This window comes from Nostoc sp. ChiQUE02 (assembly GCF_034531305.2).
GTDB lineage: Bacteria > Cyanobacteriota > Cyanobacteriia > Cyanobacteriales > Nostocaceae > Nostoc.
In genome coordinates this window covers 1-24,479 of the sequence record NZ_JAVRBN020000027.1, presented here as the reverse complement: position 1 = coordinate 24,479, position 24,479 = coordinate 1, and the positions used below count along the sequence as shown (strand labels likewise).

Here is a 24,479-nt window from a genome sequence, read left to right as displayed (position 1 = left end):
TTTATTACTCATGCTCAACGTATCCACTCACAACTCTCAACAAAATCAGCAATTAATTGACAATGCTGACTGGAACGTTATTGAAACGGAGTTTAACCCGACGCAGTTACATCACAAGGAAACAGTTTTCACTCTTGGTAATGGGTTGTTGGGAGTGCGGGGTACGTTTGAGGAAGGGTATTCCCAGGATTTTCCAGCCACACTCATCCACGGTGTTTATGATGATGTGACAATTGCTAATACCGAACTAGTAAACTGTCCCAACTGGCTGCCATTGGTGGTGAAAGTAGCTGGCGAACGCTTTAGCATGGACAGTGGTGAGATTCTTAACTATGAACGTCGCCTCGATCTGCGCTTAGGTTTAGTTAGTCGTGATGTCCGGTGGCGTAGTCCTAGTGGTCATACCCTAGATTTTCACTTCCAGCGTTTCACTAGTTTAGCAGACCAACATGTTTTAGCGATTCGCGCTCAAATTACATCCGTAGACTTTGAGGGTGAAATTACCATCGAAGCAGGATTTGACAGCGAACCACATAACCAAGGCGTTAAACATTGGCAAACCTTAAACCAAGGTGGCATAGATCAGATTATCTGGCTAAATAGTCAAACCCTCCACTCAGGTATTCAACTTGGAATGGCGGCTAAGTTAGTGGTAGATGGTGACGAGACTACATCGGTGAGCGTCGAAAATGCTTCTAGTTCTCCCACTTTGATAACCACCTTAGAGTTATATCCAGGAAAAACGACGACTGTAGAAAAGATTGTCACCCTGTTTACTTCACGAGAGACAAAAATTCCCGTTGCAGCAGCTCTACAAAGGCTCGCTGATGAACCCAGATATACGACCCTATTGGCTGCTCACATTGCTGCATGGGAGCAAGTGTGGCAAGACAGTGACATTATTATAGAAGGCGATCGCTTGGCTCAATTGAGCGTCCGTTACAATCTCTTCCAATTACTAGCTGTAACACCGCGTCACGATGACCGAGTCAGCATCCCTCCCAAAACCCTATCTGGTTTTGCCTATAGCGGACACATCTTTTGGGATACGGAAATATTCATTCTTCCCTTCCTCACCTTAACTCAACCAGCTCTAGCGCGTAACTTGCTCACCTACCGCTATCACACCTTACCAGGAGCTAGACGCAAAGCCCAAGAAGCAGGTTATCAAGGAGCGATGTTTGCTTGGGAAAGTGCCACTACTGGCGATGAAGTGACTCCGCGCTGGGTACCAGCTCCTAACGGTGAATTAATCCGCATCTGGTGTGGTGACATTGAAGTGCATATCACCGCTGATGTCGCTTATGCAGTTTTACACTACTGGCAGGCTACCAACGATGATGAGTGGATGCGGGATTATGGCGCGGAAATTATCCTAGATACGGCTGTTTTCTGGGAAAGTCGGGTGCAGTGGAACCAAGAGCGCCACAGCTATGACATCTTAGATGTGATTGGCCCTGATGAAAATCACGATCGCGTTGATAATAATGCCTTCACCAATCTGATGGTACAGTGGCATTTGCAGTCAGCTTTGGGACTATGGGACTGGCTCAAACAAGCTTACCCTGAAACTTCAGCACAACTGGTCCAAAAACTCAATTTAACCACAGAGCGTCTGCACCGTTGGGCGGAAATCCAAGAGCGTCTATTTGTAAATGAAGATGCCCAAACGGGTTTAATTGAGCAGTTTGAAGGCTTTTTCCAGCTAGAAGACGTTAACCTGGCTGATTACGAACCGCGCAGCAAATCTCTGCAAGGTTTGTTGGGAATTGAAGCCACAAGCCAAAAGCAGATTCTCAAGCAGCCAGATGTGTTGATGCTCCTGTACTTACTGCGCGAACGTTATGACCATCAAACCCTCGCCACCAACTGGGACTATTACAACCAGCGCACCGACCACAGTTATGGTTCTTCACTAGGCCCAGCCATTCACGCCATCTTAGCTTGCGACCTTAATAAACCAACCGAAGCCTATACACACTTTCTGCGATCGGCCTTGGTAGACTTGGAGGATGTGAGACTGAACGCCGCCGAAGGGATTCACGCTGCCAGTGCTGGAGGAGTATGGCAAGCGGTAGTTTTCGGGTTTGGCGGTATTCGGATGACTCAGTTTGGCCCCGTTGCCTGTCCCAACCTACCACCTAACTGGACGCGTTTGAAGTTTCGCCTGCAATGGCGTAACGAGTGGTATGATTTCGACTTACAAGCCGAAACAGAAGTCAAGGTTCCCATCTTGGAAGATACACGCTCAAAAACTAGTGAGGTTATCTTCGAGTTGGATGAAGTTTTAATTGATAGTTCAGAGTTTCACTTGTAGAAAGGACAGTTTAAAAGTCTTGTGAGGTGGGCATTTTGCCTATTTCATCTTAATGTCCGTCTAATTGCTTCCCATACAGCGGTTTTCAATTGAAACCGCTGTATTGACTAAAAAAGGCGTAGGTGTGAATAAATGCTGGTGTTGTGAAGGTAATTTTCTCTGGTGATATACTGAACATCTAAGTATGATTTAGAGCAGAAAATCTCTGTTCAGAATACTTAAGAGATGGGAACTCTAGCTAATAAGCTTAATTACAGTATCCCATCTAACACTGCCAATCATGTCCCATCCTGCTCATGCCACTTTGGGCCAATCTTCTTACCCTCGCTTGACTAGAAGCCTGAGTGCTGTTGAAAGTTGGGGCTTTGGTTTGACAGCTCATATTTCTTGGACAGCATTGGTTCCAGCAATTCATGCTGCTCTTGGTTCCCAAGCTATTTTTGTCTGGATACCCGCAGTGATTTTCGGAATGCTGCTCAACTATCAGGTAAAACGCTTGGGTATGCATTTTATGAATGTGGCAGGAGGAACACCTAACTATGCTAGCAAGCTACTGCAACACTACCCAGGACTTGCTAACTATGCAGCAATTGGATACCTGCTCAATTGGGTTTCCTACTTAGCAGTTAATACAATCGTACTCAAAGATTTAATCAAAGTGAATTTGGAGGCGCTGGGTATTGCTTGTCCAGATATATTTCTGGAGATTAGCTTTACACTGTTGCCGTTTATAGTGGCGTTTAGTGGTACTCGTGCCCTGAGTATTTTACATTTGTTCTTTATAATTCCAGCCTTTGGACTGCTAATCATCTTTTGTGTGCAAGGTCTCTGCTGGTTAGCCTTTTCTCCCGTTAGTCCTGGGTTTTTTCCTAGCAATTGGTCACCTTTTAACTTCGTGGATTGGGCAAAGTGGTTCTTTTTCGTCACTTATGCAACCTACAGCTGTGAAACGGCTTCTTCCTTTGTCGCCGATAGCCGCCGCCCTAGTCAAACACTACGTTTTCTCGACGTTGCAGCTTGGATGATGCCACCGATCTTTTTGGGGGGATCTTGGGTAGTGATGCGGTTAGCAACAGATCCAAACCTTAAAGACAATGCTTTCCTGAATCTTGTAGCGGCTTCCCTACCTTTTTGGGGAAGATTCGCTGGTGTAAGTGTTTCTTTCTTGCTAGTAGCTGCAAGTCTTTTAGGTTCGGCAACAGTCGTTTCTAATTGTCCGCGAATTTTGTATCAGTTGGCCTTAGATAAACACATCTCACCAGTATTTGCCGTTGTCTCACGTCGGGGTGTGTTTGTTCCAGCATTGACATTGACACTAGTGTTGTGCTTAATCTATCTGATTTGGGGAGATGTAGCGCGAATCGTAGCCGTTGGTAACATCGGCTGGTTTGTCTCCTTTATGTTACTGCATCTAGGGCTTTGGCTCCGGCGCGATCGCCAAGAAGTTTTGTTCCCTCGGATATCTCTGGGCATTCTGCTGTTAGAAGTTGTGGTGCTGTTGGTGGGTGGACTAGCCTGGGGTTGGCTCAACTTGCTCATTGGGTTATTATTTCCTATTGGTGTCATGGGAATAGATGCGGTGATTCGCCGTGTGAATTTCCCTCCGTTCCATCCCAGTTGGTGGATGCGGCGATATCGCAAACCCTCTGTGGTAATCATCAAAGACTCAGTAATTCTTCAGGTGAGCATCCTGATTTTTTTACTGTGCAGCGCCGTGGGAGTTGGCTGGTTATTTGGTGTCAAACTTAATAAAGTGGCAACTGCGGGCGGTGAAAATATATTTGTGGTGTTGCTGATGAGCGTGGCATTTGTGGGAGTTGCGATCGCTTGTTGGACAAGTTTACCTCAAGTGGTGGCGATCGCAGAAGCCCGTGAAGCTGCCGAACACCTGTTTACTGTCGCCCAGGATGGTATTTTAGTCGTAGACGATCAAGGCATTATCCGGCAAGCTAACCCAGCGACTGAATCGTTCTTTGGTGTCAACCCATCTGAGTTGCGGGGAAATTACCTCAACAAATGGCTACCCGCATTAGTCTACTATCCAGACCAGTGGACAAAGCGTAGTGAACAAAACCTCATCGGTAATGGGAAAAACAGAACTCTGGAAGTTTCCATTTCAGACCGACCCCATCAGGATTTTCAGGAATATGTCGTCATTCTCCACGACATTACGCAGCGCAAACAAGCAGAGCAGATATTGCGATACTCAGAAGCACAATTGCGCCAAGAAGCAAAGCAGCTAGCATCTCAATTAGTGCAGAGTGAAAAAATGTCCAGTTTGGGGCAGTTGGTAGCAGGTGTAGCGCACGAAATCAACAACCCAGTAAACTTTATTTATGGCAACATCACCCATGCCAATCAATATATCCAAGATTTACTGAGACTGCTGCAACTATATCAGCAAAACTATCCTCATCCAGTAACGGAAATTCAAAAAGAAACAGAAGCGATCGACTTAAATTTCCTGATTGCAGACTTGCCAAACTTGCTCACTTCGATGACAGTTGGTGCCGAACGAATCACAGAAATTGTCCTATCTCTGCGAAACTTTTCCCGGTTAGATGAAGCAGAAATGAAAGCTGTGAATATCCATGAGGGTATAGATAATACGTTGATGATTCTAGAACATCGCCTCAAACCTAAATCTAACAATCAAACAATTGAGGTGATTAAAGAGTACGGCGATCTACCATTAGTAGAATGTTACGCTGGACAACTGAATCAAGTATTTATGAATCTTCTAGCAAATGCGATCGATGCTTTAGAAGAGTCATTAGTCATTAGTCATTCGTCATTTGCAACCGACAAAGGACAAACTACTAATGACAGAGGACAAATTCGCATTCACACCCAACTAACTAACCAAAAGCAAGTAGTTATTCGGATTGGCGACAATGGTTTGGGTATTCCAGAAGTTATACAAAAACACTTATTTGAACCATTTTTTACGACTAAACCAATTGGTAAAGGTACTGGGTTGGGTTTATCTATTAGTTACCAGATTATCACCCAAAAACATCAGGGAAAATTAGAATGTATTTCTGCTCCTGGGCAGGGGACAGAATTTGTAATTGTAATTCCGCTAAATCAGCAAGCTATCTAATTGTCGACATCATCCTACGTAGTTAAAAATTTAACTAAAGTAGAATGATTAACTTTGCTCGAAAGGGTAAAAAGTCGCTGCTCAAACTTGGTAATGGTGATATAGTTACTCCAATCGGTTCTGATGGGAAGCAGCCATCGGACGCAAGGGGGAAAGTCCGGTGTAAATCCGGCGCTGTCCCGCAACTGTGAACCAAAATTAGGTGAGTCAGGATGCCCGCCGGTTAGAATCAATTCGTTTACATAAATCTGCGAGGTACAGATTATGAAAAGAAAAAAACAGGCGTTAGTCAGTCTAACCCTGATGGGAGTTATCAGTTTTTATCTAGTAGTTGGTTTACCCAAACCTGCCTACGCCATGCACATTATGGAAGGTTTTTTACCCGTGCAGTGGGCAATTTTTTGGTGGATTGTGGCATTACCATTTTTTCTACTCGGATTGCGTAGTCTGACTCGCATTACCCAAGCTAACCCGGAACTGAAACTACTGCTGGGTTTGGCTGGTGCTTTCACTTTCGTGCTGTCAGCGTTAAAAATCCCTTCCGTTACAGGTAGTTGTTCTCATCCTACGGGAACAGGGTTAGGTGCGGTGCTGTTTGGCCCTCTGACTATGTCGGTTTTGGGTAGCTTAGTATTGTTGTTTCAAGCTTTGTTGCTGGCGCATGGCGGCTTGACGACGCTGGGGGCAAATGCTTTTTCGATGGCGATCGCTGGACCATTTATGGCTTACTGGATATATAATCTCACAATAAAGTTGGGTGGTAAACAAAAAATCGCCATATTTTTAGCAGCTGCGATCGCAGATTTACTCACCTATATTATCACTTCTATTCAACTCGCCCTGGCTTTTCCTGCACCTGTTGGCGGGTTTATCGCTTCGTTTACTAAATTCGCCGGAATTTTTGCCATTACTCAAGTTCCCTTAGCAATTAGTGAAGGATTGCTAACTGTGTTGGTGTGGAACTGGCTGCAATCTTATAATCCTCAAGAATTGGAATTGTTGAAATTAATCAAGCAGGGGCGTCAAAGCAATGAGTCAATCTAAAAAAGGGTTGAGTAACTGGTTGTTGGTAGTAGCAGTTATAGCTTTAGCGGTTGCACCGTTAATATTTGTGTGTGGTGGAGAATTTGCTGGTTCCGATGACAAAGCCGAAAAAGCAATTACTGAAATACAACCTGGATATAAACCCTGGTTTAAATCATTTTTTGAACCAGCTAGTGGGGAAATAGAAAGCTTATTATTTGCTTCCCAAGCAGCTTTAGGTGCTGGAGTAGTTGGTTATGCAATTGGGTTGTATAAAGGACGTTCCCAACAACAGAAACGTGAAGAATGAGCCTGCAAATAGACACTTTAGCTTATACTAATCGACTGCGAAGATTGCCACCAGAACATAAACTAATTTTTGCATTTACTACTCTTGCTATTTCCATTGCTGCCCATCCGCTAGTGCAAATTTTAATAGCGCTTTGGATGGGCATTTGGACAGTTATTTATGCAAGAATACCGGCTGGTGTTTATTTCCGCTTGTTAATGTTCACCATAGTTTTTTGTTTGACAAGTTTACCAGCACTGATGGTGAATGGAGTTGCGATGTCTACGACGGGCTACGCCTACGCTGATTTGCCAAGCGTACAATTAGATTCGTGGTATGGACTAACTCTCGGACACTTCTATATTTATATCAGTCATGGAGGCAGTATTCAAGCATTTAGAATTTTAACCAGAGCATTAGCCTCTGTCTCTTGCCTATATTTTCTCATGCTAACTGTTCCTTTCACGGAAATATTACAAACTCTGCGTTCCTTGCGATTTCCAGTGCTTTTAACCGATTTATTATTACTAATGTATCGGTTTATTTTCATCCTGCTGAACACAGCCGATGAATTGTGGACAGCACAAAATTCTCGTGGTGGCTACCGCACTCTTGCTAGTGGGATGAAGAGTTTAGCGCTACTAATCGGGCAACTATTACAGCGAACCTTACAACGATATAGTCAGTTTTCTCTCGGATTGCAAGCACGGGGTTTTGTGAGTGAATTTCGAGTTTGGCATCCCCGCCGCTATCATCCCCAAGCGCGATATATCATCGAAGCAATTTGCGGGTGTCTAGGATTAATAGGATTAGAATTTTGGCAAAATGCAGGAATATTTACTAGAATTTGAGCAGGTAAGTTACACCTATCCAGGCTCACAGGAATCAGCTTTGAATGGTGTAACATTGAAGATTCCATTTGGTAAAAAATGTGCGTTAATTGGTCAAAATGGTTGTGGTAAAACTACACTATTCTTATTAGCTAATGGCTTATATAAACCTAATACCGGTATTGTCCGTTGGCGTGGTGAGCCGTTAATCTATAACCGGAATTATCTTAGTAACTTACGGCAGAAGATTGGACTAGTATTTCAAGATCCAGAACAACAATTAGTAGCTTCTACTGTTGAAGAAGATATATCTTACGGTTTGTGTAATTTGGGTTTGCCAGAACCTGAAATTAAAGACCGAGTAGAGCAAGCATTAGTTGAATTTGGGCTAACTGATTTAGCAGAAAGACCAGTACATCACCTGAGTTTAGGGCAGAAAAAGCGAGTTTCTATAGCTGATGTGATGGTGTTGCAACCGGAACTGTTGGTGTTGGATGAGCCAACTGCCTATTTAGATATAAAACATACTCGTAACTTGATAGCAACTTTGAAAAAGATTCATCGGGATGGAACTACTTTAGTAATGGCAACCCATGATTTAGATTTAGTTTACCGCTGGGCAGATTGGGTTTTTGTCATGGATAAAGGGCGGCTGATGCTAGAAGGTAAACCACAAGATGTATTTAATCAGCGTCCACTTTTAGAAGAGTTAGAGTTGGGCGTACCATTAATATATGAGATGTTATTTGATGGGCTATCTGCTGAGGAAGAAGTAGTTATAGAACGAGTGCGACAACGGATATTAGAGCTATTTCGTAATTTTTCATGATTATACAGGAAACAGAGTAATGTTGAAGGTTTTTGCTGATCGTGGTGGTACATTCACAGATATTGTCGCTGTTACTAATAATCAATCAATTATAGATGGACTCTCAAAACATCCTGAACGTTTTTTAATTGTTCCTCTGCCTAATCAACAATGGATTATAGTCTATAAACTACTTTCAGAAAATCCCGAACAATATCAAGATGCAGCCATCCAAGGTATTCGGGATATCATAGGTATTTCTAGCAACGAACCCATTCCTAATGAAGAGATAGAAGTGGTAAAAATGGGGACAACAGTAGCAACAAATGCGCTGTTAGAAAGGAAAGGCGATCGCGTCGTTCTTCTCATCACGAAAGGATTTAAAGATGCGCTGCGAATCGGCTACCAAAACCGTCCTAACATCTTTGCTCGTCATATCATTTTACCAACCATGCTTTATGAGCAAGTGATTGAGATAGACGAACGCTATGATGCCCACGGAAATGAATTAATACCCATAAATATTGAACAAGTCGAAAGTGACTTACAAGCAGTTTACCATACAGGAATTCGGAGTTGCGCTATTGTTTTTATGCACAGCGATCGCTATCCGAATCACGAACAACAAATAGCCAAGATTGCCCAAGGAATCGGCTTTACTCAAATATCCGTATCCCATCAAGTTAGTCCGTTAATGAAGTTGGTTAGTCGAGGAGATACAACAGTAGTCGATGCTTATTTAACTCCTATTCTCCGTCGCTACGTCAACCAAGTAGCGAGTCAGTTACCCGGAGTCAAATTAATGTTCATGAAATCTGATGGCGGTTTAGTTGCAGCCGAACAATTTCAAGGAAAAGATAGTATTTTAAGTGGTCCGGCTGGCGGTATTGTTGGCGCAGTTCAAACTAGCAAAAGAGCAGGTTTCGAGTTAGTTATTACCTTTGATATGGGAGGGACAAGTACAGATGTTGCCCATTTTAAAGGAGAGTATGAACGACAACTAGATTCGGAAATTGCTGGCGCACGGATGCGAGTTCCTGTATTAGCAATTAATACCATTGCTGCTGGTGGTGGTTCAGTTCTATTTTTTGATGGTTCTAGTTATCGTGTCGGCCCAGCATCTGCTGGATCAAATCCTGGGCCTGCTTGTTATCGACGTGGCGGGCCATTAGCGGTTACTGATGCCAATGTGATGTTAGGCAAAATTCACCCACAATATTTTCCCTCAGTTTTTGGCATTGATGGCAATTTACCTTTAGATAAAGATACTGTTATTCAGAAATTTACACAATTAGCCCAAGACATTCAACCCGCTACATTAAATCATTGTACTCCCGAACAAGTAGCCGCTGGATTTATTGCGATCGCAGTGGAAAATATGGCGAACGCAATTAAAAAAATCAGTCTGCAACGCGGTTATGATGTTACCCAATATGTGCTTTGTTGTTTTGGTGGTGCAGGTGGGCAAGTTGCGTGTTTAATTGCCGATACCTTAGGAATGAAACAAATCTTTTTACATCCTTATGCTGGCGTTCTGTCTGCTTATGGAATGGGATTAGCTGATATTAGGGCGATTAGAGAAGGGGGAGTTGAACAACCTTTAACTCAAACATTAATCCCTAAATTACAGCAGTTAATGGAGACTTTAGAAACTCAAGCTAGAAGTGAAATAGATGAAGCGCATAGTCAAGTTGAAATAATCCGGAAAGCCAACTTAAAATATGATGGGACTAACTCTACCTTGACCGTTAATTTTGCTGACAATGTAGTATTGATGCGACAAGAATTTGAGATTGAACATAAATCTCGCTATGGTTTTATTCAATTAGAGAAAACTTTAATTGTCGAATCCGCCTCAGTAGAAGTAATTCAGAAGATGGATACTCCCGAAGAACCTTTAACCATTTGTAATCGACCTTTAGATGAAACCCCCTTATCTGTTGAAACAGTTAGGATGTTTACTACTGATCAATGGCATGATACTCCTGTTTATCGACGGGAAGATTTACAACCAGAAGATAGTATTGATGGGCCTGCGATCGTTGTCGAAAAAATTAGCACAATTGTAGTGGAATCTAACTGGAATGCCAAATTAACTGCACAAAATCATCTGATTTTACAGCGTAAATATCGATGAATTTATTAGGCTTCGCCTGCATTTGCAGCATAATCAATATAAATTACCTTAATCTGTAAAAATATATAGACTCGGATTTTTATTATATATTTGCGTTTTTTATAAAAAGGAGTTAAAAATGTATACAACATCTCAAGCTGATCCCATTCGATTAGAAATATTTAAAAATCTCTATCAATTTATCGCCGAACAAATGGGAATTGTGTTACAAAACACGGCCACATCTGTGAATATTAAAGAGAGGCTGGATTTTTCCTGTGCTATTTTTGACTCATCGGGATTATTAGTAGCAAATGCCCCCCATATCCCTGTACATTTAGGTTCAATGAGTGAAAGTGTCCGCAGTTTAATTAATGATAAAGGCGACACCCTAAAACCGGGAAATGTCTATCTATCTAATAACCCCTATAATGGCGGAACACATCTCCCTGATGTCACTGCAATTACCCCTGTATTCTTGGAAAGTAGTGAAAATAATCTACCTACTCCCCTCTTTTTTGTTGCTTCTCGTGGACACCAAGCAGATATCGGTGGAATTACTCCCGGTTCTATGCCTCCCCACAGTACCACAGTAGAAGAAGAAGGAATTCTTTTTGATAATTTCCTCTTGGTTGAAGAGGGAAATTTTCGAGAATCCGCAGTAAGACAGCACCTGTCAAATCATACTTACCCTGCTCGTAACCCTGACCAAAATATAGCTGATTTCAAAGCACAAATTGCCGCAAATGAACGGGGAGTTCAAGAACTTTCTAAAATGGTTTCACAATACAAGCTCAATACTGTTCAAGCTTATATGACATTTGTGCAAGCTAATGCTGAAGAGTCGGTTAGACGAGCGATCGCAGTTCTCAAGGATGGCTCATTTACTTATAAGATGGATAATGGAGCACAAATTCAAGTTAAAGTGACGATTCACCCAAAAAACCGCAGTGCTACTATTGATTTTACTGGAACTTCTCGGCAACTAAATAGTAATTTTAATGCTCCCAAAGCTGTAACTCAAGCAGCAGTCTTATATGTCTTCCGGACTCTAGTTGATGATAATATTCCTCTCAATGCTGGGTGTCTTAATCCTTTAGAAATTATTATACCGGTTGGCTGTATGCTCAACCCAACCTATCCAGCAGCAGTAGTAGCGGGTAATGTAGAAACTTCTCAAACTATTGTTGATGCTTTATATGGTGCTTTAGGTGTCATGGCTGCTTCTCAAGGAACGATGAATAATTTTACTTTTGGTAATGAGGAATATCAATATTATGAAACTATCTGTGGCGGCTCTGGGGCAGGAATTGATTTTGATGGAACTGATGGTATCCATTCCCACATGACTAACTCCCACTTGACCGATCCAGAAGTTTTAGAAAGCCGTTATCCTGTACTTTTAGAAAGCTTTAATCTTCGTTCTGATAGCGGTGGTAAAGGAAAATATTCGGGTGGTAATGGAGTTGTCCGCCGCATTCGATTTCTAGAACCGATGACAGCTAATATTCTCTCTGGTCATCGGGTTGTTCCTCCTTTTGGATTAAATGGTGGGGAAGCAGGAAAAGTAGGACGCAACTGGATAGAACGTCAGAATGGAATTGAAGAGAATTTAGACAGCACAGCAACAGTAGAGATGGAAACTGGAGATGTTTTTGTGATCGAAACTCCTGGTGGCGGTGGCTTTGGGAAATCCTAATACCATTTACCAAAATTTTGCAACACTGGACTCACCAAAATCTAAAAGCCAAAATTAGTATAAGCTGGCTTAAACTTCCCCAAAAAATTAAGCATAGCTGAAACTACAACATCAGGTGACTCAATCAAGAAGCCATGACCACCACGTTCGATGACTACAAGTTCAGCATTGGGAATACCTTCAACAAGTTGCTGAGAAAATTTTAGTGGAGTGAGAATATCTTGTTTACCAACCAAAACTAAGGTAGGACAACGAATTTCTTGGAGACTATTTGTTGTGTCACTACCAAGGATGGCTTGGCTGTGATGATAAAGTGAATGAGTCGCAGGCGGGAAAGGATATCTGATAGCAAATTCAATCAGACCTTCGATCATTCCCGGAATCGAGTAGAATGCATCTGTAAATATCCAGGGCAATACGACTTTTTCATAAAGTTTTAGGTCTACATTACTAGGAAGTTCGCCCCAAGTCTCGATGATGCTGTTGAATAATGCATCACCCTTTGCCAAAGATGAGAGTAGCATCAGACTTTTTACCTTTTCAGGGTGTGCTAACACTAGCTCTTGGGCTATCTGACTACCCATTGAATGACCTGCTAAATGCACCTGATTAATTCCGATGCGATCGAGCAATCCTGCTACGTCACTAGCCATCTGTTTCAAACTATAGGGACTTTCGGGAGCAGAACTTCTCCCCATACCTCGGTTATCTAAGCGAATGACTTGATACTGCGAAACCAGCGATGGCATAATTAGCGACCAATAGGCATGATCGCAAAGAAAGCCAGCTATTAATAGTAAAGGCTCACCCGTTCCCTTAATGTCGTAGAACAAATCAATCCCGTTAATCTGAACCTTGGGCATAGTAAATGATTCTGCTAAACCTTATTTTGAAGCAGGGATAGACAAGGCTATACTGCTATGTCTTGAATTTCTCGTCCACTGGAATCTGATAGCCGTTGGCGAGGCGATTGGTCATGTTGGCAGTAGCTGCGATCGCCATTAGTTCCCCGAACATAGTATCATTCATACCCTTGGCACGTGCTGCCGCTGTATGCGAGGCGATGCAATACTCACAGCCATTCGTTGCACTCACGGCGATATAAATCAGTTCGCGCATCAGTGGATCAATTTCACCAGGGCTAACCATCACTTCCTTTAACGCTTGCCACGTTCGTTGCAGGGTGGGCGGATGGTTAGCTATGGCTTTCCAGAAGTTATTGATGTAGTCATTCTGACGTGTAATGCGGATGTCGTCATACACTGCACGTACTTCGTCGCTGGCTTCTTCGTATTCGATCAGCTTAGTCATGTTTTAATTCCATATAGTCTCCCCAGCGAGTGGGAACCCCTAGATTGTAATACTGAGTTGCAATTTAAAGATAGTAACTTGAGTCTTTGAGGCTGAAACTTTTAGCCAATGTCAGGTTACTGATACTTATCTACTTGAACAGACTAAACGGGAAACTTATATTATTCTCTCAGAGAGAGAAATAGGTAGGGTCGTCCATGAAAAAACTGATCCAGCGTATTAAGAGATTGCTCAAACGTATCCTCAAGAGGTCTGCATCCAATTCTCAGCAACCATCGCCCGTAATAAATTCTCGCCCATTAGAAACTTCTATTCCAACCGTTTCTCCGCGATGGGAGTCTGGTTTGGTGCTTGTGTGTTCACAATGTGCAAACGAGCAATCAGGCTCAACGGCTTCCGAAGATTTAGAGAATTGGTTGAAATCGCGTTTAAAATTTGAGGGATTATGGGGTGAATTTCGGGTCGTTAGCACCAGTTGTTTAGGAGTTTGTCCCCGGATGGGCATTACTGTTGTTCTTGTCAGTAATAGAAGTGGCGGTAATAGACCATGCTTAATTGTAAATCCCCAGAGCGATCGCGAACTTCTCTATTCATACATCAAACAAAATCAAGGCTGACTGCAAAGGTTTACTAAAGCTTAAAATTATTGAATTCAAAACTGTATTTTATCTCGCACTATGTTTTGGTGAAGTGGCAAATAAAAAAGGGGTGAATATTTTAATTCACCCCTTTTTCCAGGTTATAAGGGAGGTAAAGAATATTTATCCAACCCGTATTAGCGCTATTTCAATCTCAAGAATTATTCTTTTAAACGAGGTATATTTGGTCTTACAAAGGTAGGTGAGGAATTAATGCTTCGAGCATTAGTGCTTGAAGAATTAGTAGTTGGGGAACTGAGATTCAAGAAATCGATGAGTTTGAGAGTACGATTACGAATTTTCCAGCGCCCATTTATTTTGACGACTTGATCTTCATAAGTCCCATTAGCGACATCAATGCTGGTTTCCGAACGTTTGTGAGTCGCATGGAGATAAGAGGTCATCGCTGCTTTATTATTCTCAACTGAAATGTTTATCGTACCCATCAAATGTTGAGTAGCTTGATATCCATTTCCTTGGAATACTGAATAGACAAAATCCGCCCAAGAATCTGTCCCATAACGTGTTTCACTCGCACCATCAGGAAAAATAGCAGTGAGGACTGAATCTTGAGTAAAACAATCCCGATAAATATTCTTTCCCTCTAGGAGATTTCCTCTACCAATAGCGTCAGTTCCCAGTGCATAACAGGATGTTAATTGTTGAATTTCTAATTCTGCGTTAGGTTGAGTTGCACTTGCTAGTTCAAACCTCCCTCCAATAAACAGCACAAGAGCAACTGCAATCACAATCAGAGTTATCTGACTTAACAGAAACGAGATAGAATTTGTAACTATTCGCCCATTACCTCTTCTTTTTTCCACAGTATAGCCACCTTAGTTTTTACGATTTACGCATCTTGCAATTTACCATAAACTAAAGCTTTAGCTAATAGTTTTAGCTCATTAGACATGGCTAAAATACTTGCAAAATTTGCTAGCAATTACATTTTATGTATGCTAAAAAATCTGTCTTATAGTAAATGATGAAATAGGACAAGATTTGATGTATATAATTAGTTATAGCAAGTATGCATCCAGTTTGTAAGTGATAATTGCAACTTAATTTATATTGATTTGATTAAGTAAACAAGTTACTACTTACATAGTTTTATTAATAGTGAGATAAATTTTATTTTACCAAGTGACAGAAATCAAATATAATCACTCTGGCAATTCTAGATCATTCATGATAATTCCCCGAATTCTCCAAGAAGTCGGGGTTCTGTGGCTGTAACTATCAAAAGTCTTTTAAGGGAACTCCAAAAAATAAATTATCCAATTTCAATCTTTCAAAACAACTTTCCCTCTCCCTGCTCTCTGCTCCCCTGCCATCAAAGCGATGGGATATGTTTTTAATTGGAAGTCCCTAATCTCCCAAAATAGGGATAGAAATTATAAACTGTGTTCCTTCTCCTAAAACTGATTCACAAATCAATCTTCCACCATGATTTTCTACTATAATTTGCTGACTAATAGATAATCCTAATCCCGTACCTTTTCCTACAGATTTAGTAGTAAACAAATTTTCAAAAATGCAAGATTTAACTTCTTCAGTCATTCCTTTGGCATTATCTTTAATCTTAATTACCACATTTTTATTATCTATTTCTAAATAAGTCTCTATGGTAATAATATTAGGGTATGTTTCTTGAACTTCTAAAAAATCACGACCGATATTTGCTTCTTCTAAAGCATCAATTGCATTTGCAAGAATATTCATAAATACCTGATTTAATTGTCCTAAATAGCATTTTACCGATGGAATATATGCATAATTTTTAATTATTTGAATGGCAGGACGATTATGATCGGCTTTCAGTCGATGCTGTAAAATCATTAAAGTACTATCAATGCCCTCATGGATATTCGCTAATACTTTAGAGGTAGTATCGGCACGGGAAAAAGTACGGAGAGATGTACTAATATTACGAATGCGCTGTGTCCCTACCGTCATACCATCAATCATTTTGGGTAAATCTTTTAGCAAAAAATCTATATCTATTTCTTCGGCTTTTTCTTCAATTTCTGCACCAGGATTTGGGAATTTTTCTCGGTACAATTGCAGATAGTCTATCAAATCTTTAACAATATCTTTTGCTTGGGCAATACTACCTGTAATAAAAGCAATAGGATTATTTATTTCGTGTGCGACACCTGCAACTAAATTTCCCAGAGAAGACATTTTTTCACTTTGGATAAGTTGTAGTTGCGCCTCTTGTAAATCTTTTATTGACTGTTCTAATTCCCTAGATTTATCTTTCGCCCTTGTGTACAAACTGGCATTTTCTATGGCTATTGCCATTTGAGAAACTAAAACTTTTAATACCTCTACTCTTTCTAGAACAAAAGCTCCTGATGATAACTGGTTTTCTAAATAAATAATCCCAGTAAGCTGTGATTGGTACATAATAGGCAAACAGAAAATTGATTTTGTTTGAAATTTATGAATATAGATATCAAGGTTAAAAGGTTCTGCAAGGCTAGCATCATTTAATACAAGATATTGCTGAGTTCGGAAAACGTAATTAATTACAGAGAGTGGTAAATCATGATATGTTTCAACAGGAATAGAGGCTAAAACTGTCACAACATCGTTAGCAGTATTTCCAGAAGCTTCGACATACAAGTGATTATCTTTAAGTAGAAGTAGTACCGCTTTTTGTGCAGCAGCATTTTCTAGTAAAATTTTGATCAGTTTGCCTAATAAATTTTCTAAGACAATTTCATTAGTAATCGCTTGTGAAAACTTAATGAATGCATTAAAATCTAAAAAATCGCTCAAGCTGCTATTGGTAGTAGTGCTAGTAGTAAGCTGAATTGTATCTATTTTTGAAGTACTATTTTCTATAGTAGTAGTTTGTCCTACTAGAAAAGCATACTTTGATTCTAAGTGTTTAACTTTAGCGATCGCACCCCAACGAATATAGGCATAATAGGCTTTAGTTATATAAGTTTGATGAATTAACTCTTTACCTAAAGACTGATAAAATTTTCCGGCTAACTCATAAGCTAAAGCTTCCTCTTGGAGAAAACCGTTTTCTTGAGATTTGGCAATAGAGTGTTCATAATAGTCCATTGCTTCAAGCTTTTGCCCCAAAACGTGATATCGTTCTGCCTCCACAAGATAAAATCTATGTAAGTGATTTGTGGGAGCATGAGTAGCCCAAAGTTCCATCTTTTGCTGATTAGCTCGGACTTTTTCTAGAATAGCTTGCTTCTCAGACTCTTTAGCAGTATGATATATTGCCAAGTGGGCTAAAGAATCGTAAAAATAGAACAGTGGAACAACAAATAATCCTGTAACACCACCTAAAGATTTTTCTGCGATCGCAGCATTTTCTACAGCTTTCAAATACTCCCCAAATATGTAAGAGAGCATCAACTTATTAACAAATAGATGGTTAATTGTGTAAAGATCATTTACTCGCTGATGAATTGGCAGCATACTTTGCTCGTCGTAGGCTTCTCCAATTAAACAGTCCACATTTTCAAAATTACCTTTCAAGTTCAAAACTGTTTGTAAATATACTAAGTTCCAAGTTAAAGCTACTTGTTGCTTGATTTTTTTCAGCGAATCGCAATAAGCTGTCAGTTCTTTTTCTAAAACCCAAAGTTCCTTACCTAGCCAAAATGAATGATAGGGATAAATATAACCACAATAACCAGCATATTCTAAATCTCCAGTTTCAAGACCGCTAGAATACCCTGCCATTGATGATGTTAATGTTTCCCTAACATGCTCTTTCCAATGCATAACATGGGCACTAACAACCGTCAGAATCTTAGCCTTAAGTTCTTCAGCATTAAATTGTGATACCAGACGTGAAGCTAATTTTCCAAATTCATAGCCAGAATCAATTTCTCCTTGAACTCCACAAAGAAGTAATCCATAAAGACTATAACCATAGGCAGATACAGCCGTATTCCCATACATTAAGGACAAATTCACCATTTTACAGACAATAATTGGCATCATTGCAGGAGCAGTTTGAAAAGCCGCAGGAAGAACTCCCATTAAGATTCTCATAGCTGCAATCTTGTTAGGATCGGTCATTAATGGTAAGTTAATTAAATCTGCAATAGCTTTCCTTTTCAAAGAAGCAGCGATTTCATCCATCCCCTGCTGAATATCAGTTGATGTCGGTTCATCTGGAAAACTTATTCCTAACAATTGCAGAATTGATACTGCTATCTGAATGGCTTCCAGTTGTTTGCTTTGAATTATAGAAGCGATAATTTGTACTTCATAGACTTTCACTTTATCTAGAAGGACTTTGGCTTGTTGTTGCACCACCTCAGCCCATTGTTGCATCTGCTCAAAATTACCGCCCAGATAGGCTACCTCTGCGGCTCCTTCATATAAACCGATAGTTAAGGTATATTCAGTTTGCCAAGCATCTATATTTAAAAGTTCTATCCCATTTGTGAAGTACTTAAGAGCAGCTTCGTAAGCTGTAGAAGCTTTAGCTTTTCGCCCTGCAATTAAATTTAATCGTGCCAATTCAGTTTTTTCAGATTGTTCTATCAGGTTAACAATACCTACATTCAACTGATTGACGATATCAAAAATATTAGCTTCTATTTCATCTTTAGGTATATTTTGGAGAAGCAATTGCCCAATTTTCAGGTGAGTAGATTTCTTTAGTTCTTCTGGAATCAACGAATATGCTGCTTGTTGTACTCTATCATGCAAGAACTTGTAACCCACCCGTGAACTGTCGAAATTTAAATTAACCGCTTCTTCTTGATTAAAAACTAACGGAATACGGTAAGCTTCACTTAAAGGTAGAATTAATCCCGCTTGCAAAGCCGAGTGTAAATCATTCGCTGTCAAAGAAGGTGATTTTTCATTGACTATCGATAAAATATCCAGACTAAATCTGTCACCCACACAAGCTGCTAGTTTTAAAACATCTTGGGTGAACTTTGGTAGCTTTTCAACTCGACTGGCAACTAACTCAACTACGTTTTTATCGGTAATTCCAATTGCTTGAATATCCTCTATGCTCCATTGCCATTTAGCATTAGCAAAGTCAAATATAAACAGCTTTTCTTGATGAAGTGCTTGAATTAGTTGTGTTATAAAAAATGGGTTTCCACCTGTCTTGTTACAAATTAATTCAGCTAGTTCAATAATTTGCTTGTTAAATATTCTCGTTTCTACATGCTGCTTAATCTCTGTTTGTTGGAGAGTTTCGCCAAGTAGCTGAGTCACATTGTCTAAATTTAAAGGTTGCAATACTAGATTATTAACAACTCTGCCACTATTCTTAATTTCTTCTATTTTTTGGATTAAAGGATGTGCCGGACTAACTTCATTATCTCTATATGCCCCAATAAATAAAAAATATTTGCTGTCTGTGTCAGTTACAAGTAGTTGGATTAAATTTAATGTGGCTGAATCTGCCCATTGCAAATCATCTAAAAAGATGACTAAAGGGTGTTCTTTTTGAGTAAAAACTTGGATAAATTCTTTAAAAACATGATTGAAACGGTTTTGTGATTCTGTTGCGCCAATTTGGGCAACTTCCGGCTGTATACCGATGATTAATTCTACTTCTGGAATTACGTCAGTAATAACTTTTCCATTTGTTCCCAAAGCTAATAATATTTTATTACGCCATGCTTCTATTCTTTCATTATTCTCTGTCAGCAAATACCGCATTAAATAAGCAAAAGCCTGAATTAAAGAAGCATAAGGTATATTTCGCTTTAATTGGTCAAATTTACCAGAAATAAAGTACCCTTGTCTGCGAGTAATGGGTTTATTAACTTCGTTGACTAAAACTGATTTGCCAATACCAGAATAGCCAGAAACTAGCATCATTTCACTAGTTCCACATGTAACACGCTCAAATGCAGCTAACAGTTCATTAACTTGTTCTTCACGACCATATAATTTTTGAGGGATTAATAACTGGCTCAAGATATCTAAACGACCTGGGACAAAATCAGTAATTATTCCTTTGGTTTCTAACAGGTTAAGACATAATTCTAAATCTGCTAATAATCCTGTAGCATTTTGATACCTGTCTTCCGCGTTTTTGGCCATCAGCTTCATCACAATTTCAGAGATAGCAGTAGGAATTTGCGGATTTAATGACTGCGGGTTTATCGGTTGAACAGCAATGTGACTATAAACTATTTCTAAGGGATCTTGGCTAAAAAATGGTGTTTTCTCAGTGAGCATTTCATATAAAGTTACACCAAGAGAATAAAAGTCAGTACGATAATCAAGAATGCGATTCATTCTCCCAGTTTGTTCAGGAGACATATAAGCAAGTGTGCCTTCAACGCAGTTAGGGTTATTAAATTGAGGATTTTCCTTATTGAGGCGAGAAGCTATACCAAAGTCAGTGAGCTTAACAATACCTGTCTGAGAGTTAATGATGATGTTACTGGGTTTTATATCTTTATGAATAATCTGGTTATTATGCAAATAATCTAAAGCTTTAGTCAGTTGAATAGCAATCTTTAAATAGTTAATTAAGTTAAATTTTTCTATTTGTAGTAGTTTATCTAAAGACTGACCACCAAAATCTTCCAACAACAGTCCCACACGATTTTCAAAGGTTTCTAAACTAATAGATTTAACTATATTGGGATGATCTAAACCTTGCTGAATTTGATACTCGTTTTTCAGGTGAGTAAAGGCTTCGAGAGTAGGATATTCATTTTTAAGCAGCTTGAGGATAACTCGCTGTTGTGTCTTTGGAATTTGTGTTTGATAAATAATTGTTTGGATTCCTTCGTGGAGAATCGAGTTTATTTGGTATCCAGTACGATTTGGCATTGATTTTTGACTATAAAGTTACAAAATTAGCATCACCCCCATTCCGTCGTGAAAGGGGTTCTAGTTTAATTATTCCCAACGGTAGAAAATTATTAACATTGGGATTCCGTACTCAAGGGTTGTAAATTAAAAAGCGATTATTCCCTTGTAACGGAAACCAGTGCCTAAAATCTGACTGTAACTTTTACGCCAACCGCAGATAAGGACACTTTTGTAAAAATCCAGAGGCCTTATTATGGGCATCTAAATTATGAGTATGTGTTGGTGTAGGTCGAATAATGCCACCAAATAGGTCATCCAATCCGTAGGGTGTGAAAAATTGCCATTGACCTTGGCTATCTAGTCGAACTCCCACAGCAGTAGCGGTGTGCAGCCAATCTGTAATGCCATCCTCTGTACTAGTGTAGGGTCTACTACCAAGACGCCAACGAGCAAAACTAGCTTGATTTTTGACATCGAACTCATCATGAGGAAATTGTTCTGTGAGAGTCGCCTTCGCTGCTAGTTCTTGAGAACGGTTCCCCTCTATATCAAAGAATGCAATATCAAAATCTTTAATACCTAACCCACAATTCTCACCAAAAACTGAAGACCAAACGGTATTTCGGACTGCACCTCCGGCTAACCACCAATTAGGTAGATTTAGTTGAGCGATCGCAGGTAATACTGTATCAATACGTGTATCCGCTAAAATCATCTGTAGGCGAGTGTTACTATTCATATCAAATTCCTGGGATTGTCAAGTAGAAGGTGAAAATATTATCATTCACATTTCATTAAACTTACGGTGTTGATAGTTCAAGGGTGACACTTGGCGGTTCAATGTTTTTTAGGGAAACTGCTGAACTCATAGTATAAAAATAACAGGGTTTTACGGAAGGTTAAATCGTGAATTTAGAATTTAGAATTTTTATTTATGGAAGATTTATTTGCGCGACTAGAACGCACACTCAATCCTGAACTCCCTTCCCTAACAGAGTCACAACAACAACTCCTACAAGAACTCAGTATCGATCAAAATCAACCTGGTACGATTCTGCATGACTTTCAAACCCTGATAGATTTCTTGCAACCAAATGGAGTGGAAGTTAGTAGTGTTAATAACCTTCTACCGCTAAAAGTACTATCAGAACTTAATTCTCAGTTAAGTCACCCAATTGAAACTAAACTCAAACGCCCCGTACAAAAATCATACCCCTACATTAATGGACTATATCTGTTATTACGCAGTTCTGGGATAGCCCAAATTAGATCCCAAGGGAAGAAGCAGGTTTTAGTTTTAGACGCAGCAACTTTGCAATCATGGTCAAGTCTGAACTCAACAGAACGCTATTTCAACTTATTAGAAGCCTGGTTGATTTGGGGAAATAACGAAATTTTGGGCGAACATCAAGATTCATTTGGGAATTTATTTAGATGCATTCAACTTTGGCCCCGCGTGCCAGATAAAGGTTTGAAATTTCCTAAATATGAAGACCAACACGATATTAGTTATTATCCTGGTCTACATAATGTAGCCCTGTTAGAGTTATTTGGATTTTTATCTATCAAACATGGAAAACCACAAGAAGGCAAAGGATGGCGTATTCATAGTTTACAACGTTTGCCCTTTGGTGATGCTCTGTTGCAATTACTATTTCCATTGGGTATACGAGGAGAATTACAGGATGATGTAAATGTTAATTTTGGAAAATTGCAGTCACCTTTTAAACCATTTTTTCCAGAATGGGAGCATAATTTACTTGTTCAAAAGCAAGGCTTTACTGATGGTATTTATATTTTTAAAGTATCCATTGATAAGGCTTGGCGACGTATTGCCATCCCAGCAAAAAAACCATTAAGCTGGCTAGCAGAGACAATTCTCGATGCTTTTGACTTTGATTACGATCACCTGTACGAGTTTAGTTATAAAGACCGTTTTGGTCGCATAATAAAAATCGGTCATCCCTATATGGAAACACCTCCATTTGCAGATCAAGTACAGATTGGTGATTTGTCTGTAGAACCAGGTGTTAAGATGACCTATCTTTATGATTTTGGTGACAGCTGGAAATTTGATGTGCTGTTAGAAGCAATTAATCCACCTGATAACAAAATAAAAAAAGCCAAGATTTTAGAAGTTCAGGGAAATGCACCTCAACAGTATTGGAGTGAGGATGATGAATCGGATGAAGATGACGGATGAGGGGGATTTGGGGAAACGAGGAGAGTGAAAATGTCCCCGTGTCTTTCTACGCTGTAGTTCTATGTTTGTCAACATTTTATCAAAATTACAGAAGCATGAAGTTGTCAGCGATACAACAACATTTATTACTTCTTAGATAAGTAGGGAATCTTAGCCTTTTGTTTTTAAATAAGTGATAAAATAGTAATCTTTATCTTACCCAACTCACCTGCCCAAGAAAAAGACAAAGTTTTATCAGTAAAGTGCTTTAATGAACATATTAAATTATTTAAAATAGTAATAGTAAACTCAAATTATAAGTTCAGTTTGGATATCATATAGTTTTACATACTTGTCTACTACTTATGTAGAAAAAGCTAAGATAGTATCAAATATATTTCCGTAAAATCTTACTGGACGTATTCAATTATGTGCTTTAAGTAAAATCGGATAATTAACAGAATTTCGATTCATTCTCGAAAGTTTTAACAGTTATTTGCACACAAGGTTGATGAAAAACGATACACCACAAGAATTGAACCCAGACCAAGAAATTGGACGCTTGATTGATGAGGTAATGTCTTCATCTCTGACTGATGAACAGTACCGCAAAAAGATGCAGCGACGCAAAGAAGTGCAAGACAAGCGCATAGCAGAAGCTGTACCAGAAAAAGGGTTAATTATTGTAAATACTGGTAACGGTAAGGGTAAAACCACTGCGGCTTTGGGGATGGTGTTACGATCGCTTGGTCACGGGTATAAAGTAGCGATCGTTCAATTCATCAAAGGTAGCTGGGAACCTTCCGAAAAAAGGGTTTTCAGCTATTGGGAAGACCAGATAGAATTTCACGCAATGGGCGAAGGGTTTACCTGGGAAACTCAAGACCGCGATCGCGATCTCGACAAAGCTAGCGCTGCGTGGGAGAAATCATTAGAATACATCCGCAACCCAGACTTTCAACTGGTGTTGTTAGACGAAATCAATATCGCCCTTAAAATGGCTTACTTACCAGTAGAAGAAGTTTTAGCGGGTTTGGCACAAAAACCAGCTAACAAACACGTTATTCTCACAGGTAGAGGCGCACCACCCGCTTTAATTGAGTGTGCTGACTTAGTAACCGAAATGACCCTAGTTAAACACCCTTTCCGCGATCAAGGTGTTAAAGCGCAACCGGGAATTGAATATTAAATTCAGTAAACAGAGGAAGAAAAAGAGGACGATAAAAAACTAGGTTTCCTATTCAGCAGAGATCAGAAACCTAGTTTTTTATCGGATGTCAAGTCTATATTTTCTAGTACTTTGTCAAGCTATAGGAATCCGATTTGATTTCTGAAAAAATCTAAGTATCTGTAGGGTGTGTTATCGGCGAGAGTACGGCACCAAAG

At 39.7% G+C, this 24,479-nt stretch carries 16 protein-coding genes and 1 riboswitch; of the genes, 11 read left to right on the top strand and 5 right to left on the bottom strand.

Annotation, left to right across the window (positions count from 1 at the left end):
• The first annotated feature begins 10 nt into the window (after positions 1–10).
• The 8 genes from RM347_RS24060 to RM347_RS24025 all read left to right on the top strand — a co-directional run bounded on the left by RM347_RS24060 (position 11) and on the right by RM347_RS24025 (position 12,185).
• Positions 11–2,317, top strand: coding sequence for a glycoside hydrolase family 65 protein (locus tag RM347_RS24060; RefSeq protein ID WP_322715644.1), 2,307 nt, complete (start codon positions 11–13; stop codon positions 2,315–2,317).
• Positions 2,318–2,597: 280 nt separating this feature from the next.
• Complete coding sequence (locus tag RM347_RS24055) at positions 2,598–5,420, top strand: ATP-binding protein (RefSeq protein WP_322715643.1); 2,823 nt, start codon at positions 2,598–2,600, stop codon at positions 5,418–5,420.
• Between the two features lie 98 nt (positions 5,421–5,518).
• Positions 5,519–5,658, top strand: a riboswitch (cobalamin riboswitch).
• Positions 5,659–5,684: 26 nt separating this feature from the next.
• Positions 5,685–6,464 (top strand): energy-coupling factor ABC transporter permease, encoded by a 780-nt coding sequence (locus tag RM347_RS24050; protein WP_322715642.1) that lies wholly within the window; start codon positions 5,685–5,687, stop codon positions 6,462–6,464.
• On the top strand, positions 6,451–6,753 hold the full coding sequence (locus RM347_RS24045) for an energy-coupling factor ABC transporter substrate-binding protein (RefSeq protein WP_322715641.1): 303 nt from the start codon (positions 6,451–6,453) through the stop codon (positions 6,751–6,753). Before RM347_RS24050 ends, RM347_RS24045 begins: the two co-directional genes overlap by 14 nt.
• Positions 6,750–7,583 (top strand): cobalt ECF transporter T component CbiQ, encoded by an 834-nt coding sequence (gene cbiQ / locus RM347_RS24040; RefSeq protein WP_322715640.1) that lies wholly within the window; start codon positions 6,750–6,752, stop codon positions 7,581–7,583. Before RM347_RS24045 ends, cbiQ begins: the two co-directional genes overlap by 4 nt.
• Positions 7,558–8,391, top strand: coding sequence for an energy-coupling factor ABC transporter ATP-binding protein (locus RM347_RS24035; RefSeq protein ID WP_322715639.1), 834 nt, complete (start codon positions 7,558–7,560; stop codon positions 8,389–8,391). Before cbiQ ends, RM347_RS24035 begins: the two co-directional genes overlap by 26 nt.
• A 19-nt stretch (positions 8,392–8,410) precedes the next feature.
• Positions 8,411–10,507 (top strand): hydantoinase/oxoprolinase family protein, encoded by a 2,097-nt coding sequence (locus RM347_RS24030; protein WP_322715638.1) that lies wholly within the window; start codon positions 8,411–8,413, stop codon positions 10,505–10,507.
• A 118-nt stretch (positions 10,508–10,625) separates the two neighbouring features.
• On the top strand, positions 10,626–12,185 hold the full coding sequence (locus RM347_RS24025; RefSeq protein ID WP_322715637.1) for a hydantoinase B/oxoprolinase family protein: 1,560 nt from the start codon (positions 10,626–10,628) through the stop codon (positions 12,183–12,185).
• A 41-nt stretch (positions 12,186–12,226) separates the two neighbouring features.
• On the opposite strand, the gene RM347_RS24020 is transcribed toward RM347_RS24025, so the two are convergent.
• Both RM347_RS24020 and RM347_RS24015 read right to left on the bottom strand, forming a co-directional pair.
• The gene (locus RM347_RS24020; RefSeq protein ID WP_322715636.1) at positions 12,227–13,048 is read right to left on the bottom strand and encodes an alpha/beta fold hydrolase; all 822 of its coding nucleotides are present in this window, start codon (positions 13,046–13,048) and stop codon (positions 12,227–12,229) included.
• A gap of 55 nt (positions 13,049–13,103) precedes the next feature.
• Positions 13,104–13,496: a carboxymuconolactone decarboxylase family protein gene (locus tag RM347_RS24015; RefSeq protein ID WP_322711936.1), complete on the bottom strand. Its 393-nt coding sequence runs from the start codon at positions 13,494–13,496 to the stop codon at positions 13,104–13,106.
• 197 nt (positions 13,497–13,693) lie between these two features.
• Here RM347_RS24015 and RM347_RS24010 point away from each other — a divergent pair, with 197 nt between their 5' ends.
• The gene (locus RM347_RS24010) at positions 13,694–14,113 is read left to right on the top strand and encodes a (2Fe-2S) ferredoxin domain-containing protein (protein ID WP_322715635.1); all 420 of its coding nucleotides are present in this window, start codon (positions 13,694–13,696) and stop codon (positions 14,111–14,113) included.
• A gap of 182 nt (positions 14,114–14,295) precedes the next feature.
• Here RM347_RS24010 and RM347_RS24005 read toward each other — a convergent pair whose 3' ends face one another.
• The 3 genes from RM347_RS24005 to RM347_RS23995 form a co-directional block, all read right to left on the bottom strand.
• The gene (locus tag RM347_RS24005; RefSeq protein WP_322715634.1) at positions 14,296–14,958 is read right to left on the bottom strand and encodes a nuclear transport factor 2 family protein; all 663 of its coding nucleotides are present in this window, start codon (positions 14,956–14,958) and stop codon (positions 14,296–14,298) included.
• Positions 14,959–15,502: 544 nt separating this feature from the next.
• Entirely contained in the window at positions 15,503–20,929 is a 5,427-nt protein-coding gene (locus tag RM347_RS24000) for an ATP-binding sensor histidine kinase (protein ID WP_322715633.1), read from the bottom strand.
• A gap of 184 nt (positions 20,930–21,113) precedes the next feature.
• Positions 21,114–21,650 carry a nucleotidyltransferase family protein gene (locus RM347_RS23995; RefSeq protein WP_322715632.1) on the bottom strand — a complete coding sequence of 179 codons (537 nt, stop codon included), beginning with the start codon at positions 21,648–21,650 and terminating at the stop codon, positions 21,114–21,116.
• A gap of 195 nt (positions 21,651–21,845) precedes the next feature.
• Between RM347_RS23995 and RM347_RS23990 the strand changes: the two genes are divergently transcribed.
• Positions 21,846–23,114, top strand: coding sequence for a plasmid pRiA4b ORF-3 family protein (locus RM347_RS23990; RefSeq protein ID WP_322715631.1), 1,269 nt, complete (start codon positions 21,846–21,848; stop codon positions 23,112–23,114).
• A 490-nt stretch (positions 23,115–23,604) separates the two neighbouring features.
• A complete protein-coding gene (gene cobO / locus RM347_RS23985) occupies positions 23,605–24,282 on the top strand; it encodes a cob(I)yrinic acid a,c-diamide adenosyltransferase (RefSeq protein WP_322715630.1) in 678 nt (225 codons plus the stop codon).
• The last annotated feature ends 197 nt before the right edge of the window (positions 24,283–24,479 follow it).

Bases quoted from the DNA above. Each gene is read 5' to 3' on its own strand.
- RM347_RS24060 (WP_322715644.1), top strand. From the start codon at position 11: ATGCTCAACGTATCCACTCACAACTCTCAACAAAATCAGCAATTAATT.
- RM347_RS24055 (WP_322715643.1), top strand. From the start codon at position 2,598: ATGTCCCATCCTGCTCATGCCACTTTGGGCCAATCTTCTTACCCTCGC.
- RM347_RS24050 (WP_322715642.1), top strand. From the start codon at position 5,685: ATGAAAAGAAAAAAACAGGCGTTAGTCAGTCTAACCCTGATGGGAGTT.
- RM347_RS24045 (WP_322715641.1), top strand. From the start codon at position 6,451: ATGAGTCAATCTAAAAAAGGGTTGAGTAACTGGTTGTTGGTAGTAGCA.
- cbiQ (WP_322715640.1), top strand. From the start codon at position 6,750: ATGAGCCTGCAAATAGACACTTTAGCTTATACTAATCGACTGCGAAGA.
- RM347_RS24035 (WP_322715639.1), top strand. From the start codon at position 7,558: ATGCAGGAATATTTACTAGAATTTGAGCAGGTAAGTTACACCTATCCA.
- RM347_RS24030 (WP_322715638.1), top strand. From the start codon at position 8,411: ATGTTGAAGGTTTTTGCTGATCGTGGTGGTACATTCACAGATATTGTC.
- RM347_RS24025 (WP_322715637.1), top strand. From the start codon at position 10,626: ATGTATACAACATCTCAAGCTGATCCCATTCGATTAGAAATATTTAAA.
- RM347_RS24020 (WP_322715636.1), bottom strand. From the start codon at position 13,048: ATGCCCAAGGTTCAGATTAACGGGATTGATTTGTTCTACGACATTAAG.
- RM347_RS24015 (WP_322711936.1), bottom strand. From the start codon at position 13,496: ATGACTAAGCTGATCGAATACGAAGAAGCCAGCGACGAAGTACGTGCA.
- RM347_RS24010 (WP_322715635.1), top strand. From the start codon at position 13,694: ATGAAAAAACTGATCCAGCGTATTAAGAGATTGCTCAAACGTATCCTC.
- RM347_RS24000 (WP_322715633.1), bottom strand. From the start codon at position 20,929: ATGCCAAATCGTACTGGATACCAAATAAACTCGATTCTCCACGAAGGA.
- RM347_RS23995 (WP_322715632.1), bottom strand. From the start codon at position 21,650: ATGAATAGTAACACTCGCCTACAGATGATTTTAGCGGATACACGTATT.
- RM347_RS23990 (WP_322715631.1), top strand. From the start codon at position 21,846: ATGGAAGATTTATTTGCGCGACTAGAACGCACACTCAATCCTGAACTC.
- cobO (WP_322715630.1), top strand. From the start codon at position 23,605: ATGAAAAACGATACACCACAAGAATTGAACCCAGACCAAGAAATTGGA.